The organism is Kitasatospora sp. NPDC059795 (assembly GCF_042732175.1).
Classification (GTDB): Bacteria; Actinomycetota; Actinomycetes; order Streptomycetales; family Streptomycetaceae; genus Kitasatospora.
Window position 1 is genome coordinate 185,316 of the sequence record NZ_JBHWID010000010.1, and the last position, 15,404, is coordinate 200,719.

General features: G+C 72.2%; 15 protein-coding genes. 12 read left to right on the top strand and 3 right to left on the bottom strand.

The annotated features are described in order from the left end of the window. Window positions 1-257: 257 nt before the first annotated feature. From ACFV4P_RS21775 to ACFV4P_RS21815, 9 genes are all read left to right on the top strand, one after another. On the top strand, window positions 258-1,508 hold the full coding sequence (locus tag ACFV4P_RS21775) for an amidohydrolase (protein WP_380473417.1): 1,251 nt from the start codon (window positions 258-260) through the stop codon (window positions 1,506-1,508). A 269-nt stretch (window positions 1,509-1,777) separates the two neighbouring features. Further along, window positions 1,778-2,848: a BMP family protein gene (locus ACFV4P_RS21780; RefSeq protein ID WP_380473419.1), complete on the top strand. Its 1,071-nt coding sequence runs from the start codon at window positions 1,778-1,780 to the stop codon at window positions 2,846-2,848. Between the two features lie 223 nt (window positions 2,849-3,071). After that, a complete protein-coding gene (locus ACFV4P_RS21785) occupies window positions 3,072-4,697 on the top strand; it encodes an ABC transporter ATP-binding protein (RefSeq protein ID WP_380473597.1) in 1,626 nt (541 codons plus the stop codon). Window positions 4,698-4,701: 4 nt separating this feature from the next. Further along, on the top strand, window positions 4,702-5,880 hold the full coding sequence (locus ACFV4P_RS21790; protein WP_073808088.1) for an ABC transporter permease: 1,179 nt from the start codon (window positions 4,702-4,704) through the stop codon (window positions 5,878-5,880). After that, window positions 5,877-7,142 (top strand): ABC transporter permease, encoded by a 1,266-nt coding sequence (locus ACFV4P_RS21795; RefSeq protein WP_380473421.1) that lies wholly within the window; start codon window positions 5,877-5,879, stop codon window positions 7,140-7,142. The genes ACFV4P_RS21790 and ACFV4P_RS21795 overlap by 4 nt, the downstream gene beginning before the upstream one ends. Then, a complete protein-coding gene (locus tag ACFV4P_RS21800; RefSeq protein ID WP_073808091.1) occupies window positions 7,139-7,525 on the top strand; it encodes a cytidine deaminase in 387 nt (128 codons plus the stop codon). The genes ACFV4P_RS21795 and ACFV4P_RS21800 overlap by 4 nt, the downstream gene beginning before the upstream one ends. Before the next feature lie 95 nt (window positions 7,526-7,620). Further along, window positions 7,621-8,898, top strand: coding sequence for a thymidine phosphorylase (locus ACFV4P_RS21805; RefSeq protein ID WP_380473423.1), 1,278 nt, complete (start codon window positions 7,621-7,623; stop codon window positions 8,896-8,898). A gap of 47 nt (window positions 8,899-8,945) precedes the next feature. Continuing rightward, window positions 8,946-9,329 (top strand): type II toxin-antitoxin system RelE/ParE family toxin, encoded by a 384-nt coding sequence (locus ACFV4P_RS21810; RefSeq protein ID WP_380473425.1) that lies wholly within the window; start codon window positions 8,946-8,948, stop codon window positions 9,327-9,329. Beyond that, window positions 9,326-9,664, top strand: coding sequence for a helix-turn-helix domain-containing protein (locus ACFV4P_RS21815; RefSeq protein ID WP_380473427.1), 339 nt, complete (start codon window positions 9,326-9,328; stop codon window positions 9,662-9,664). The genes ACFV4P_RS21810 and ACFV4P_RS21815 overlap by 4 nt, the downstream gene beginning before the upstream one ends. On the opposite strand, the gene ACFV4P_RS21820 is transcribed toward ACFV4P_RS21815, so the two are convergent. Then, on the bottom strand, window positions 9,661-10,221 hold the full coding sequence (locus ACFV4P_RS21820; RefSeq protein ID WP_380473429.1) for a Uma2 family endonuclease: 561 nt from the start codon (window positions 10,219-10,221) through the stop codon (window positions 9,661-9,663). The genes ACFV4P_RS21815 and ACFV4P_RS21820 overlap by 4 nt on opposite strands. Then, complete coding sequence (locus ACFV4P_RS21825; protein WP_380473431.1) at window positions 10,218-11,495, bottom strand: MFS transporter; 1,278 nt, start codon at window positions 11,493-11,495, stop codon at window positions 10,218-10,220. Before ACFV4P_RS21825 ends, ACFV4P_RS21820 begins: the two co-directional genes overlap by 4 nt. Window positions 11,496-11,559: 64 nt before the next feature. On the opposite strand from ACFV4P_RS21825, the gene ACFV4P_RS21830 reads away from it, so the two are divergent. The 3 genes from ACFV4P_RS21830 (at window position 11,560) to ACFV4P_RS21840 (ending at window position 14,992) form a co-directional block, all read left to right on the top strand. Continuing rightward, window positions 11,560-12,516, top strand: coding sequence for a LysR family transcriptional regulator (locus tag ACFV4P_RS21830; protein WP_380473433.1), 957 nt, complete (start codon window positions 11,560-11,562; stop codon window positions 12,514-12,516). Between the two features lie 597 nt (window positions 12,517-13,113). Beyond that, window positions 13,114-14,259, top strand: coding sequence for an adenosine deaminase (locus ACFV4P_RS21835; protein WP_380473435.1), 1,146 nt, complete (start codon window positions 13,114-13,116; stop codon window positions 14,257-14,259). Window positions 14,260-14,509: 250 nt separating this feature from the next. Then, complete coding sequence (locus ACFV4P_RS21840) at window positions 14,510-14,992, top strand: hypothetical protein (protein ID WP_380473437.1); 483 nt, start codon at window positions 14,510-14,512, stop codon at window positions 14,990-14,992. A 100-nt stretch (window positions 14,993-15,092) separates the two neighbouring features. Here the strand turns inward: ACFV4P_RS21840 and ACFV4P_RS21845 are convergent, their stop codons facing one another. Then, window positions 15,093-15,275: a PspC domain-containing protein gene (locus tag ACFV4P_RS21845; protein WP_073808100.1), complete on the bottom strand. Its 183-nt coding sequence runs from the start codon at window positions 15,273-15,275 to the stop codon at window positions 15,093-15,095. Between the last annotated feature and the right edge of the window lie 129 nt (window positions 15,276-15,404).

The window sequence follows — 15,404 nt, forward strand, 5'->3', positions numbered from 1 at the left end:
GTGCGCCGCTCAAGAGTGCGTCCGAAAGCTTTACTGGGCCATGACCCGATCGGGGGGAAGGGTTGGCCGGGGGCCCGGCGGCGGGCCTGCGGCGTGTCCGGCGGCCGGTGCAGGTCGTTGCATACGAAGGGAGCCGTGCACAGGGGCGAGCCGAATCAGGGAGCCATACCCACCAGGGTTTTGAGGTATGCATCCAAACGGTGAAAACTTTCGCGGAAGAGGGGCCAAAAGCCTCTTACCGGCCTACTCTTGGCCTGGTGAACGATCCTCAGCCCGCAGCCGCGGCCACCGTCACCGCCGTCCGCCCGCTCGCCGGCCTCCGCGCCCGAGTAGCGGCCCACCAGGCCGAGTTGATCGACCTGCGCCGTGACCTCCACCGGCACCCGGAGCTCGGTCGGCAGGAGTTCCGCACCACCCGGCTGCTGCGTGAACGACTGGTCGCCGCCGGGCTGGAGCCGCGGGTGCTCCCGGGCGGCACCGGTCTGCTGGTGGACCTCGTCCCGCCGGGCACGGTGCCGGGCACCCCGCTGCTGGCGTTCCGCGCCGACATCGACGCGCTGCCGATCGACGACGCCAAGACGGACGTCCCGTACCGCTCCACGCTGCCCGGCCGGGCGCACGCCTGCGGGCACGACGTGCACACCGCGGTGGTGCTGGGCACCGGGCTGGTGCTGGCCGAGGCGATGGAGGCCGGGCAGCTGTCCCGGCCGGTGCGGCTGATCTTCCAGCCGGCCGAGGAGATGATGCCCGGCGGCGCGCTGGACGTGATCGCGGCCGGCGGCATGGAGGGCGTCGGGCGGATCTTCGCGGTGCACTGCGACCCCAAGGTGCAGGTCGGCCGGATCGGGCTGAAGGTCGGGGCGATCACCTCGGCCTGCGACAAGGTGATGATCAGCGTGGACGGCCCGGGCGGGCACACCGCCCGTCCGCACCTGACCACCGACCTGGTCACCGCGGTCGCCAAGCTGGCCGCCGAGACGCCGTCCGGGCTGGCCCGCCGGATGGACCCGCGCTGGGGCGTCTCGCTGGTGTGGGGGCGGATCGCGGCCGGCTCCGCGCCGAACGTCATCCCGCAGCACGCCGAGCTGGAGGGCACCGTCCGCTGCCTGGAGCTGGCGGGCTGGCGGCAGGCCCCCGAGGTGCTGGAGGACCTGGTGGCGCACCTCGCCGAGACGCACCGCGCCAAGTGGACGCTGGACTACCACCGGGGCGTCCCGCCGGTGGTCAACGAGGCCGACTCGATCGAGCAGTTCGAACGTGCGATGACCGACCGGTTCGCCGAGGGCCGCGGCCCGGTGGTGGAGCCGACCGAGCAGAGCCTGGGCGGCGAGGACTTCTCCTGGTACCTGGAGCACGCGCCGGGCGCGCTGGCCCGCCTCGGCGTGCGCGGCCCCGACGAGAAGGGCGTCCGGGACCTCCACCAGGGCGACTTCGACGCGGACGAGCGGGCGATCGCCATCGGCGTCGAACTCTTCGCCTCGCTGGCGCTGGAGCACGCCCGGATCTGATCGCGACGGGGGGCTTCGGGCCCCCCTGCCGGGGTGCGGCGCGGCACCTTCCGGGCTCCGGCCCGGAGGCGTACCGTGGTGGCGCGCTACCAGCCAGTAGCGGAACGGGAGTTGAACAAGTGTGCGGCTATGTCCGGATTTGCCCGGGCGTACGACCACATTTTGATAACAACCCCGAGGGCCGTGCAGGCCGTAACACAACCGTGTTCTACGCGCGTTACGGTGGCGCTCGACCACGCCATACGGGTGTGTGAGAAGGAGAAACTCCCTTGCGCCGTTCACTCAAGCTCGCCGCGGCCGTGCTCTCGGGTTCCCTGGGCATCGCCTCGCTCGCCGCCTGCGGCGCAAAGAGCACCGACAACACCACCTCCGCCGGCGCCGGTGGCGGCTCCGGTCTCAAGGTCGGCATGGCCTACGACATCGGCGGCCGTGGCGACCAGTCCTTCAACGACTCGGCCGCGCGTGGTCTGGACAAGGCCAAGTCCGAGCTGGGCGCCACCATCAACGAGGCCGAGGCCAAGTCCGGTGAGTCCGAGGGCGACAAGGAGCAGCGCCTGAAGTCGCTGGTCACCGGTGGCTTCAACCCGGTCATCGCGGTCGGCTTCATCTACCAGGACGCGGTCAACAAGGTCGCGAAGGACAACCCGAACGTCAAGTTCGCGATCATCGACTCCTTCTCGCCGGAGCAGCCGAAGAACGTCACCTCGCTGACCTTCTCCGAGGAGCAGGGCTCCTACCTGGCGGGCGTGGCCGCGGCCAACAAGTCGAAGACCAAGCACGTCGGCTTCATCGGCGGCGTCCAGTCCGAGCTGATCAAGAAGTTCGAGGCCGGCTACGTCGCGGGCGCCAAGTCCGTCGACTCGAACATCGCGGTCGAGGTCACCTACCTCTCCACCCCGCCGGACAACACCGGCTTCGCCGACCCGGGCAAGGGCAAGCAGGCCGCTCAGGGCCAGCTCGACAAGGGCGCGGACGTCATCTACTCCGCCGCCGGCTCCTCCGGCTCCGGCGCCATCGAGGCCGTCGCCACCGCCCCGGGCAACAAGTGGGCCATCGGCGTCGACTCCGACCAGGCCAACCTGCCGGCCCTGTCGAAGTACAAGGACCACATCCTCACCTCGATGGTGAAGAACGTGGACACCGCCGTGTTCAGCTACGTCAAGTCCACCAAGGACGGCACCGACCAGGGCGGCGTGAAGAACTTCGACCTGAAGGACGGCGGCGTGTCGCTGGCCGCCACCGGTGGCTTCATCGAGGACATCAAGGCCAAGCTGGACGCCGCCACCCAGCAGATCACCGGCGGCGCCACCAAGGTTCCGACCACCCCGCCGCAGGGCTGACCCCCTGCCACCCGCGCCGCCCGCCAGTCGGGCGGCGCAGCGGTCTGACACATCTCACGGAAGGGGCTCGGACGGGCTGCGCCAGGCGCATCCCCCGGGCCCCTGCCCATGCCGCACCCCGGTGTCCGTCCGGCGGTCGCACCACGCCCGGCCCCCAGAACCTCCAGCCGGCCCCCTGAGCCTCCAGCGCAACGAAGCGCCCGACGATCAGCAGGAGATCGCCATCACCCCCTCCGACTCCGCCTCTCCCGGCGGCACCCCCAGCGCGGGGACGGCGACACCGGCCGTCGAACTGCGCGGCATCACCAAGCGCTTCCCCGGCGTGGTGGCCAACCACGACATCGACATCACCGTGCGACGCGGCACCGTGCACGCCCTGATGGGCGAGAACGGCGCCGGCAAGTCCACCCTGATGAAGATCCTCTACGGGATGCAGAAGCCGGACGAGGGCACCATCGCCATCAACGGCGAGCAGGTGTCCTTCGCCACCCCGGGTGACGCGATCGCCCGCGGCATCGGCATGGTGCACCAGCACTTCATGCTGGCCGACAACCTCACCGTCTGGGAGAACATCGTCCTGGGCAGCGAGAAGCTGTACGGCATCGGCGCGAAGGCGAAGGCGAAGATCCGCGAGATCTCCGACCAGTACGGCCTCGGCGTGAAGCCGGACGCGCTGGTCGAGGACCTCGGCGTGGCCGACCGGCAGCGCGTGGAGATCCTCAAGGTGCTGTACCGCGGCGCCCGGATCCTGATCCTGGACGAGCCCACCGCGGTCCTGGTCCCGCAGGAGGTCGACGCGCTGTTCGACAACCTGCGCGAGCTCAAGGCCGAGGGCGTCACCGTCATCTTCATCTCGCACAAGCTGCACGAGGTGCTGTCGGTGGCCGACGCGATCAGCGTGATCCGCCGCGGCACCACGGTCGGCGACGCCGACCCGAAGGCCGTCACCGCCCGCCAGCTGGCCGAGCTGATGGTCGGCGCCGAACTGCCCTCCCCGGAGAGCCGCGAGTCCACCGTCACCGACGTGGAGATGCTCCGCGTCGAGGGCCTGCGGATCGCCAAGCCGGACGCCGAGGGCGTCGAGCGCGTGGTGCTGGACGACATCTCGCTGCGCATCCACAAGGGCGAGATCCTCGGCATCGCCGGTGTCGAGGGCAACGGCCAGGCCGAACTGGTCGAGGCCATCATGGGCATGCTGTCGCCGGACGGCGGCGCCGTCACGCTGGACGGCGCCGACCTGACCGGCGCCCGGACCCGGGCCCGCCGGGAGGCCGGCATCGGCTACATCCCGGAGGACCGGCACCGGCACGGCCTGCTGCTGGAGGCCCCGCTCTGGGAGAACCGGATCCTCGGCCACGTGACCGAGCGTCCCAACTCCAAGGGCGCGCTGCTCGACCCGGCCGGCGCCCGCGCCGACACCCAGCGGATCGTCGAGGAGTACGACGTCCGCACCCCCGGCATCGAGGTCACCGCGGCGTCGCTGTCCGGCGGCAACCAGCAGAAGCTGATCATCGGCCGCGAGATGAGCCACCGGCCGAAGCTGCTGATCGCCGCCCACCCGACCCGCGGTGTGGACGTCGGCGCGCAGGCGCAGATCTGGGCGCAGATCCGCTCCGCGCAGCGCGAGGGCCTGGCGGTGCTGCTGATCTCCGCCGACCTGGACGAGCTGATCGGCCTGTCCGACACCATCCGGGTGATCTACCGCGGCGCGCTGGTCGCCGACGCCGACCCGGCCACCGTCACCGCCGAGGACCTCGGCACCGCGATGACGGGCGCCGCGACCGGCAACATCGTCTCCGACCGGGTTCCGTCCACCGACACCGCCGACCACGTCCAGGCGGGGGAGTAGCCACATGACCAGTCCCAACCCCCCGGCTGCGGGAACGGCCGGCCGGCCGCGTTCGCAGCGGTTCGACCTGGAGCGGATCGGCCTCGGCCTGGCCGCCCCCGTGCTGGCCGTACTGCTGTCGGTGATCATCGCCGGCACGCTGCTGGCGACCTCCGGCCGCGACCCGTTCAGCGCCTTCAAGATCATGTGGGACTACGGCACCGCGTCGGACGGCCAGGTCGCCGTCCTGAACAAGGCGACCGTGTACTACCTGGCCGCGGCCGCCGCCGCGTTCGGGTTCCGGATGAACCTCTTCAACATCGGCATCGAGGGCCAGTACAAGCTGGCCATGATGTTCGCGGCGTTCGTCGGCACCCAGATCGACCTGCCGGCCTTCCTGCAGATCCCGCTGATGCTGATCGTCGCGATGTTCGTCGGCGGCCTGTGGGCGTCGATCGCCGGTCTGCTGAAGGTCTACCGGGGCGTCAGCGAGGTCATCTCGACCATCATGCTGAACGCCATCGCCACCGCCGTGATCGGCGTGCTGCTGGTGCCCGGCATCCTCGCGCCGAAGACCAGCGGCGTCACCAACTCGATCCAGACCGCGAAGATCTCCGAGTCCAGCCACTTCTTCGCGATCGAGACCCAGGGCGGCACCCTGTGGGGCTTCATCGTGATCGCGGCGCTGGTCGGCGTGGTCTTCCACTTCACCCTGAACCGCACCCGGTTCGGCTTCGACCTGCGCGCCACCGGCCGCTCGGAGAGCGCCGCCAAGGCGTCCGGCGTCAACGTCAAGCGCATGGTGATCACCTCGATCGTGGTGTCCGGTGCGCTGGCCGGCCTGGTCGGCCTGCCCGAACTGATGCAGAACACCCCGTACTTCGGGCAGAACGTGCAGACCGGCCTCGGCTTCATCGGCATCTCGGTGGCGCTGCTCGGCCGCAACTCCCCGATCGGCATCGCGTTCTCCGCGCTGCTGTTCGCCTTCCTGGACGCCTCCGGCGCCCAGCTGCCCACCCGGGGCGACTTCCCGGCCGAGATCATCCCGGTGATCCAGGGCACCATCGTCATCTGCGTCGTCGTGGCCTACGAACTGGTGCGCCGCTTCGGCCTCAAGCGCCAGCAGCAGAAGGTCGGCGCCGAGCTCGCCGCGCAGGCTGCCGCGGCCGCCGCCCCGAAGGACCAGAAGGAGGTGGCGGCATGACCACCGCTGTCGCGAAGCCGAAGTCGCCCGCCGCGCCGGCCAAGAAGAAGTCCAAGCTGACCTGGCCGGTGGTGCTGCTGCTGATCGCGGGCGCCCTGGTGCTGTTCGCCGCCGTCGGCGCGATCACCGGCAACCACGGACTGACCTCCTCGGGTCAGATCGGCGCCGCGCTGTCCTCCGCCGTCCCGATCGCGATGGCCGGCCTCGGCGGCCTGTGGGCCGAGCGCGCGGGCGTGGTCAACATCGGCCTCGAAGGCATGATGGTGGCCGGCACCTTCTGCGGCGCCTGGGCCGGCTTCCTGGTCAACCCGTGGGTCGGCCTGCTGGCCGGCATGGCGGGCGGCGCGCTCGGCGGCCTGCTGCACGCGCTGATCACCGTCACCTTCGGCGTCGACCACATCGTCTCCGGCGTCGGCATCAACCTGCTGGTGCCCGGCATCTGCGCGTACGTCAACCGGATCTACTACAAGGACTACGTGGTCGACGGCGCCGGTGCGAACCAGTCGCCGCCCGCCGAGTCGCTGCCCACCTTCACCGTCCCCGGCCTGTCGGGCTGGCTGGGCGACATCGAGCAGCACCACTGGTTCCTGGTCTCCGACGTGGCCGGCATCCTCCGCGGCCTGACCACCGAACTCTCCGTGGTCACCCTGATCGCGGGCGCGTTCCTGGTCGCCAGCTACTTCGTGCTCTGGCGCACCGTGTTCGGCCTGCGGCTGCGCTCCTGCGGCGAGAACCCGACCGCCGCCGAGTCGCTGGGCGTCAACGTCTACAAGTACAAGTACCTCGCGGTGATCTCCTCCGGCGCCTTCGCGGGCCTCGGCGGCGCGTACCTCTCGCTGGTCGCCGCGCACTTCTACCGGGACGGTCAGACCCAGGGCCGCGGCTTCATCGGCCTCGCCGCGATGATCTTCGGCAACTGGATGCCGGGCGGCCTGGCCGCCGGCGCGGGCCTGTTCGGCTTCACCGACAGCCTCCAGCTGCGCGACGCCGACTCGGTGCACGTGTTGCTGCTGGTGGTCGCCATCGCGATGGCGCTGCTCGCGCTCTGGCAGTTCTACCGCCGCAAGTTCACCGCCGGCGCGATCAGCATCGTGGTGGCCGGCGGCGTCGCCCTCTGGTACGCCACCACCGACGCCGTCCAGCGCCCGCTGATCGTCGCCACCCCGTACGTGATCACCCTGGTGGTGCTCGCGCTGGCCGCCCAGCGGCTGCGGATGCCCAAGGCCGACGGCCAGATCTACCGCAAGGGACAGGCCAAGTGACGACCGTGGACTGGGAGGCGCTGCGCGTCGCGGCCCGCGAGGCGATGCGCCACGCGTACGCCCCCTACAGCAAGTACCCGGTCGGCGCGGCCGCGCTGGTCGACGACGGCCGCACCGTCACCGGCTGCAACGTGGAGAACGCCTCCTACGGCCTCGGCCTGTGCGCCGAGTGCGGCCTGGTCTCCGCGCTGCACGCCACGGGCGGCGGCCGACTGGTCGCGTTCACCTGCGTGGACGGGGCCGGCGAGCTGCTGATGCCGTGCGGGCGCTGCCGCCAGCTGCTCTTCGAGCACGGCGGACCGGACCTGCTGGTCGAACTGCCTTCCGGGGTACGGCCGATGAGCGAGGTCCTGCCGGACGCGTTCGGCCCGGACAAGCTGTAGTTTCTGCTGGCTGATCACATTGTTACGCGCGTAGAGTGTCGCGGGAGGACATCCCGCGGCACTCTTCGCATTTCACACCTCTCTGGAGCACCTGCATGGACGCCATCTCCGTCATCCGGGCCAAGCGCGACCGGGGCGAGCTGACCGACCCCCAGATCGACTGGGTCATCGACGCCTACACCCGCGGCGAGGTCGCCGACGAGCAGATGTCCGCCCTGGCCATGGCCATCCTGCTCAACGGCATGACGGCCCGGGAGATCAGCCGCTGGACCGACGCCATGATCCGCTCCGGCGAGCGCATGGACTTCTCCTCGCTCGGCGTCCCCACCGCCGACAAGCACTCCACCGGCGGCGTCGGCGACAAGATCACCCTCCCGCTCGCCCCCCTGGTCGCCGCCTGCGGCGCCGCCGTCCCGCAGCTCTCCGGCCGCGGCCTCGGCCACACCGGCGGCACCCTCGACAAGCTCGAATCCATCCCCGGCTGGCGCGCCCTGCTCTCCAACGACGAGATGCTCTCCGTGCTGCACGGCTGCGGCGCCGTGATCTGCGCCGCCGGCGACGGCCTCGCCCCCGCCGACAAGAAGCTCTACGCCCTGCGCGACGTCACCGGCACCGTCGAGGCCATCCCGCTGATCGCCTCCTCGATCATGTCCAAGAAGATCGCCGAAGGCACCGGCGCGCTCGTCCTGGACGTCAAGGTCGGCTCCGGCGCGTTCATGAAGAACCTCGACGACGCCCGCGAACTCGCCCGCACCATGGTCGGGTTGGGCCGCTCCGCCGGCGTCGCCACGGTCGCCCTGCTCACCGACATGTCCACCCCGCTCGGCCTCACCGCCGGCAACGCGCTCGAAGTCCGCGAGTCGCTGGAGGTGCTGGCCGGCGGCGGCCCCGCCGACGTCGTCGAACTCACCCTCGCCCTCGCCCGCGAGATGCTCGCCGCCGCGGGCGTCCACGGCAAGGACCCGGCCGACGCGCTGCGCGACGGCTCCGCGATGGACCACTGGCGCCGCATGATCACCGCCCAGGGCGGCGACGTCGACGCCCCCCTCCCGGTCGCCCGCGAGACCCACGTCCTCCCCGCCCCCGCCACCGGCGTCCTCACCACCCTCGACGCCTACGCCGTCGGCGTCGCCGCCTGGCGCCTCGGCGCCGGCCGCGCCCGCAAGGAGGACCCCGTCCAGGCCGGCGCCGGCGTCGAACTCCACGCCAAGCCCGGCGACACCGTCACCGCCGGCCAGCCCCTCCTCACCCTCCACACCGACACCCCCGAGCGCTTCCCCTACGCCCTGGAAGCCCTCACCGACGCCATCACCGTCGCCCCCACCGGCACCACCTACACCCCGGCCCCGATCGTCCTCGACCGGATCGCGTAGGTCATACGACTCCGTGCGCGCGGCGCGGTCACGCTACGCTGCGCCGCGTGTATGGAGCGCGCTACCTCATTGAGATCGAGCCGGACATCCGTGAATGGCTCTCCGCTCTGCCGGCCCGGCTGTATGCCAAGGCCGAAGAGGCCGTTGATGTGCTGGCCGAACGGCCGACGACGCTTGGCGAACCCTACTCGCGCCACCTCGGCGGCCCGGTGCGGGAACTGCGGTTCGGCCTGGCCGGGGCGGCGACGAGAGTCACCTACTGGCTTGCCCCCGAGCAGCGGATCGTCCTGCTGACAGTGTTCTCCAAGACCAGGATGCGAGAGACTGCAGAAGTCACGCGGGCGCTGTGGGCACAGAAGATCTGTCAGGCGGAGCACCTGCCCGCGCACGAGGAATTCGGCCGCGCGGTCACGAAAGGCGACATTCGATGAACCACTCGCAGTGGAAGACCGCCCGCACCCGAGCCCTCCTGGGGGAGCCGCAGGTGGAGGATCCGGAGGTCGCTGCGCTGCGGCTGGAGATCCGCTATGCGATGGCTCTCGGGCAGGCGGTGTACGACCGCCGGACCGCGCTCGGGCTGTCGCTGGCCGAGCTGGCCCGGCGGGCCGGGCTGACGGAGGCCCAGGTCGAGGTGATCGAGGGCGGGGACACCGTGCCCACCCTGCCGCTGCTGCACCGGCTGGCCGCCGCGCTGGAGTCCGAGCTCGACATCCACCTGGCGCCGGGTCCGGCCGCCGCCGTCCGCTTCGGGCCTCCGGCGGCCTAGCCCGCGGTGTACGTGCGCAGGACGCCGGTGTCGAGGGTCCAGGGGCCGACGGTGATGGTGTCGCCGAACACGAAGTGCTCGCGGCTGGCGTACTCGGGCTCGTCATGGACGATGCCGGTGCCCTTTCGGGGATCGACGAGCAGATAGGTCGGGATACCCATGGCCGAGTAGTCGCGGACCTTGATCAGGTAGTCGTTCTCCGGGTTGGACGCCGAGACGATCTCCACGACCAGGAGGACCTGATGAGGGAGCAGCGCGGCTTCCTCGTCGTTCAGGGCCTCCTCGGGGAAGACCATGATGTCGGGGTTGCGGAGTCGGCCTCGGACGGGATCCACCAGGTCCGCGCCGCCGTGGGCGAGGTGGCCGGGGTGGGTCTGCGGAAGCTGGTCGTTGAGCTGGCGGGCGATGCGGACGACGGCGAGCTCGTGGCGGCTCACCGGCGACATCGTCACGACGATCTGGCCGTCCGCGATCTCGATCTTTCCTGTGCCCGGCACCTGCGGAAGCTGGTCGGCGATCTCGCGGAGCCTGCCGAACACGGCAGGGTCGACGCTCATGCCCGGAGCGTATCGACGGCCACCGCCCGCCGGGCGGCCGTGGCGCGGTGGGTGGCGTACAGCGTCACGCCGGCCGCGCAGGCCATGGCGGTGAGGGCGACGGTGGCGGTGCCCGGCCAGCCGGTGGAGTGGTAGGCGTCGGCGCCGATCGTGCCGCCGAGGCTGTTGCCGAGGTAGTAGGCGATCAGGTAGAGCGCGGAGGCCTGGGCACGGCCGGTGGTGGCGGTGCGGCCGACCGAGGAGGACGCCGTCGCGTGGCCGGCGAAGAAGCCCGCGGTGATCAGGACCAGGCCGAGGATCGCGCAGAACAGCGAGTTCGCGAGGGAGAGCAGCAGACCTGCCGTGGTGGTGGAGATCGCCAGGTAGAGGGTGCCGCGCCGGCCCCAGCGGGCGGTCAGCCGGCCGGCCGAGGCGGAGGACGCCGTGCCGACCAGGTAGACCACGAAGATCGACGCCGCGACCGACTCCGGCAGGTGGAACGGCGCCGAGACCAGCCGGTACCCGACGGTGTTGTAGACCGCGCCGAAGACCGCCATGAACAGCATGCCGAGCGCGTACAGCCGCACCAGCAGCGGGTTGCGCAGGTGCCCGGCGACAGTCGCCGCCAGCTCCCGGGCGTTCACCGGCGTCCGCCGGAAGTGCTTGGCCCGGGGGATCAGCAGCCGGAACGCGAGCACCGCCAGCAGCGCGAGGACCGCCGAGACGGCCAGCCCCGCGCGCCAGCCCCACGCGGCCGCGGCCCAGCCCGAGACCAGGCGTCCGCCCATCCCGCCGATCGAGTTGCCGGCCACGTACAGGCCCATCGCGGAGGCCAGCGCCGCCGGGTGCACCTCCTCCGCGAGATACGCCATCGCGGTGGCCGGGAGCCCCGCCAGCGCCGCGCCCTGGACGGCCCGCAGGACCACCAGCGTGGTGAGGTCCGGGGCGAACGGCAGCGCGAGGGCGAGCAGCGCGGCGGCCAGCGTGGACGCCGTCATCACGGCGGTGCGCCCGTACCGGTCGGAGAGGGCGCTGGCGGGCAGCAGGGCGAGCGCGAGACCCAGCGTGGACGCGGAGGCCGTCCAGCTGGCCTGGCCGGGCGTCAGGTCGAGGTCGGCGGAGAGCACCGGCAGCAGGCCCTGCGTGGAGTACAGCAGGACGAAGGTGGCGACACCCGCCGCGAACAGGGCGAGGTTGGCGCGGCGGAAGTCCCGGCTTCCGGGGCGCAGGCGCAGGTCGGAAACGGCTTCGGGGACAGGGGCGGGCGCGGACGCCTCGGTACTGGCAGGCTGCATGGCAATGACGCTATGGCGGCGCGGCCTGATGCGTCCAATGCATGAATGCGAGATGATTCATGCCGTGACGCATGAGAGCAGCTCCGCGCCGGTCCGCCTCGCCGAACTCGGTCCGGACACCGATGTGACGCGCCTCGCACCGCAGTTGGCGGAGTTCGCGGCGGTCGCCCGACTCGAACACGTCACCCGGGCCGCACAGCTCCTCGGCATGCCGCAACCCACCCTCTCCCGCGCCGTCGCCCGCCTGGAGGCACAGCTCGGCGTCGACCTGCTCGCCCGCCAGGGCCGCACCGTCCGCCTCACCCGGGCCGGACGGCTGCTGCTGGACGCCGTCGAACGCGCGCTCGCCGAGGTCGAACGCGGCGCGGAGGCGGCGCGGGCGGAGGCCGACCCGGCGGCGGGGCGGGTCGCGTTCGGCTTCCTCCACACCATGGGGACGGACGCGGTGCCCGCGCTGCTCCGGGGGTTCCGGGCCGGGCACCCACAGGTCCGCTTCCAGCTGGTGCAGGACTACGTCGCGGCGATGCTGGAACGGCTGCGCGCCGGGGAGTTGGACCTCTGCCTGGTCTCCCCGCTGCCCGACGCGCCGGACCTGACGGCCCGTCCGCTCGACGAACAGCGCCTCTACCTGACCGTCCCCGCCGACCACCGGCTGGCAGCCCGCCGCCGCATCCGCCTCGCCGAGGTCGCCGACGAACCCTGGGTGACCGTCGAGGAAGGCTACGGACTGCGCCACATCATGGAGGGCTTCTGCGCGGAGGCCGGCTTCACCCCGCGGATCGCCTTCGAGGGCGAGGAGGTCGAAACCCTCCGCGGCCTGGTCGCCGCCGGCCTCGGCGTCGCCCTCCTCCCACCCGCCCTCGTGCCCCGCCCGGGCGTCGTCGAACTCGAAGTCACCGCCCCCCGCACCCGCCGCGCCATCGGCCTCGCCTGGCACGCGACACGTCCTCTGACACCGCCGTCCGCCGCCTTCCGCGACTTCGTGCTCTCGCGCCGGGGCAGCATCCTGGCCCACGACTGAACGAGAGCCCCGCGCTCCGCGGCGCGGGCCGCGTGGGTTCCGCTTCGCGGCGGAGGGCGGGGGAGTGGGCCTTCGGGCTTCGCCCCGGCGTGTCCTTGCTGTCGCCGTTACGCCAGGGCGGCATCCTGGCCCGCGGCTGGGCGGGTTCCGCTTCGCGGCGCAGGGGTGCGGGGTGGGCCTTCGGCCGCGTGGGTTCCGCTTCGCGGCGGAGGGCGGGGGAGTGGGCCTTCGGGCTTCGCCCGGCGCGTCCTTGCTGTTGCCTGTCGCGCCGGGGCGCCATGCTCGCCCACGGCTGGGCGGGGGTTCCGCTACGCGGCGGAAGGTGGGGGAGCACGCCATCGGGGCTGCGCCCGGCGGCCAGCACGTCCTTGCTGTCGCCGTTTGCGTTGTCGCGTCGGGGCGGCAGCCTCGGCCACGGCTGGGTGGGGGTTCCGCTTCGCGGCGCAGGGGTGCCGGGGTGGGCCTTCGGCCGCGTGGGGGTTCCGCTTCGCGGCGGAGGGCGGGCCACCGGGCGGGTGTGGTGGGCGAGTTGTTCGTTCGGGGTGGCGCAGCGTGTGGCGGTAGGCGATCTACGCGCGTAGGCGCTATGCTCCGGCAATGGAGAAGCAGATCACTCTCGCGGGCACCACGGCCCCGCGCATTCCCACGGCGGAGCAGATCGCCCGCGCCCCCAAGGTCCTGCTGCACGACCACCTGGACGGTGGGTTGCGGCCGGAGACCATCGTCGAACTGGCCGCCGACTGCGGGTACGAGGGCCTGCCGACCACGGACCCGAAGCAGCTCGGGCTGTGGTTCCGGGAGGCGGCGGACTCCGGGTCGCTGGTGCGGTACCTGGAGACGTTCGCGCACACGTGCGCGGTGATGCAGACCCGGGACGCGCTGGTCCGGGTGGCCGCGGACTGTGCGGAGGACCTGGCGGCGGACGGCGTGGTGTACGCCGAGGTGCGGTACGCGCCGGAGCAGCACCTGGAGGCGGGGCTGACGCTGGACGAGGTGGTGGAGGCCGTCAACGAGGGCTTCCGGCTGGGCGAGGCGAACGCCCGGGCACGCGGCCACCGGATCCGGGTGGGGACGCTGCTGACCGCGATGCGGCACGCGGCCCGCTCGCTGGAGATCGCCGAGCTGGCGAACCGTCACCGGGACGCCGGGGTCGTCGGGTTCGACATCGCGGGTGCGGAGGCGGGCTACCCGCCCACCCGGCACCAGGCGGCGTTCGACTACCTGAAGGGCGAGAACAACCACTTCACCATCCACGCCGGCGAGGCCTTCGGTCTGCCGTCGATCTGGGAGGCGGTGCAGTGCTGCGGCGCGGACCGGCTCGGTCACGGCGTGCGGATCGTGGACGACATCACGGTCGGCGAGGACGGCCGGGTGGAGCTGGGCCGGCTGGCCGCGTACGTGCGCGACAAGCGGGTGCCGCTGGAGATGTGCCCGACCTCGAACCTGCAGACCGGCGCGGCGTCGTCGTACGCCGAGCACCCGATCGGGCTGCTGGCGGAGCTGAAGTTCCGGGTCACCGTCAACACCGACAACCGGCTGATGAGCGGCACCAGCATGAGCCGCGAGTTCGGACACCTGGTGGAGGCGTTCGGCTACACGCTGGGCGACCTGGAGTGGTTCACCGTCAATGCCATGAAGTCGGCGTTCCTGCCGTTCGACGAGCGGCTGGCGATGATCAGCGACGTGATCAAGCCCGGGTACGCGGAGCTCAAGGCCGAGTGGCTGTTCGGCCCGCGCGACTGACACGTGCCGACAGGCGGCGGCAGGCGGCGGCACACGTCGGCACGCGCCGACACGCGCCGACACGACGACACGCCGTCAATGTCCGTGGAGATGGTCGGACTTATCACTCGGGGGAGTGGCCCGATTTTGAACCACGCGCTCCGTTCTCACTACGGTGGGCCGGTCACTGCTGACTCGGTGTGACGGCCGCGCCCTGAATCCCCCTGGCGTCCGACCCCGCACCGGCCCGACCAGGACTGAGGACGCACACATGAAGCAGGCCACTCTGAAGGCCGCCGGCACCGCCGTGCTCGGCGTCGTCGCCGCCGTCGTCGCCGCAGGCACCGCCTCGGCCGCGCCGGTCGCCCCCGGCGGCCTCGGGCTGCCGACCGGCGCGCTCACCAACCCGGGCGTGACGGGTGCCGCCACCGGCGCCGTGAGCAAGCTGCCCGGCGCCGACCAGCTCGGCACCGTGACCGGCGCGCTCAACCCGGCCGCCGGCGCCCCGGCGCAGGCCGCCGCCCCGGCCCACGGCACGGAGCAGGCCGGCCCGGTCGCCGAGCAGGTCGGCCCGGCCGGTGTCGACGCGCAGGGCGTCGCTCCCGAGGCCGCCCATCGGATCGGCGGGCTGGACGCCGTTCCCGGCGGCGCGGGTCTGGCCAAGACCCCGGTCGGCGGCGTGCTCAGCACGCTGACCAGCCTCTCCCCGACCAGCGGAGCGGCCCCGGGCCTGCCGGCCCTGCCCGTCGGCTGACGCGGCCCGCACACGGCCGAAGGGGCCGTCCCGCACTGCGGGGCGGCCCCTTCGTCATGGGCGGCGGAGGGCGGCGGGCGTCGGGGGCGACGCGGGCCGGTCACGGCTCCTGGGGGAGCAGCACCCAGAGCGCCAGGTAGATCAGGAACTGCGGGCCGGGCAGCAGGCAGGAGGCCAGGAAGATGGCCCGGACCGTCCACGGGGTCAGGCCGAAGCGCTGGGCGATACCGGCGCAGACGCCGCCGATGACGCGGTTGTGACGGGGACGGGCAAGGGCGCTCATCTTCTCCTCCGAGGGAGTGCTCCCGGGTCGGGCGGTCCGACCGGGCTGACTCCATCCTCGCGCCGGGACCAGCGGTTTTCCGTCCGTCGCGATGCGGATTCGGACCCGGAGGCGCTCCCCGTCCGGGCG

Bases quoted from the DNA above. Each gene is read 5' to 3' on its own strand.
- ACFV4P_RS21815 (WP_380473427.1), top strand. From the start codon at position 9,326: ATGAACCACTCGCAGTGGAAGACCGCCCGCACCCGAGCCCTCCTGGGG.
- ACFV4P_RS21840 (WP_380473437.1), top strand. From the start codon at position 14,510: ATGAAGCAGGCCACTCTGAAGGCCGCCGGCACCGCCGTGCTCGGCGTC.
- ACFV4P_RS21795 (WP_380473421.1), top strand. From the start codon at position 5,877: ATGACCACCGCTGTCGCGAAGCCGAAGTCGCCCGCCGCGCCGGCCAAG.
- ACFV4P_RS21835 (WP_380473435.1), top strand. From the start codon at position 13,114: ATGGAGAAGCAGATCACTCTCGCGGGCACCACGGCCCCGCGCATTCCC.
- ACFV4P_RS21845 (WP_073808100.1), bottom strand. From the start codon at position 15,275: ATGAGCGCCCTTGCCCGTCCCCGTCACAACCGCGTCATCGGCGGCGTC.
- ACFV4P_RS21805 (WP_380473423.1), top strand. From the start codon at position 7,621: ATGGACGCCATCTCCGTCATCCGGGCCAAGCGCGACCGGGGCGAGCTG.
- ACFV4P_RS21820 (WP_380473429.1), bottom strand. From the start codon at position 10,221: ATGAGCGTCGACCCTGCCGTGTTCGGCAGGCTCCGCGAGATCGCCGAC.
- ACFV4P_RS21825 (WP_380473431.1), bottom strand. From the start codon at position 11,495: ATGCAGCCTGCCAGTACCGAGGCGTCCGCGCCCGCCCCTGTCCCCGAA.
- ACFV4P_RS21790 (WP_073808088.1), top strand. From the start codon at position 4,702: ATGACCAGTCCCAACCCCCCGGCTGCGGGAACGGCCGGCCGGCCGCGT.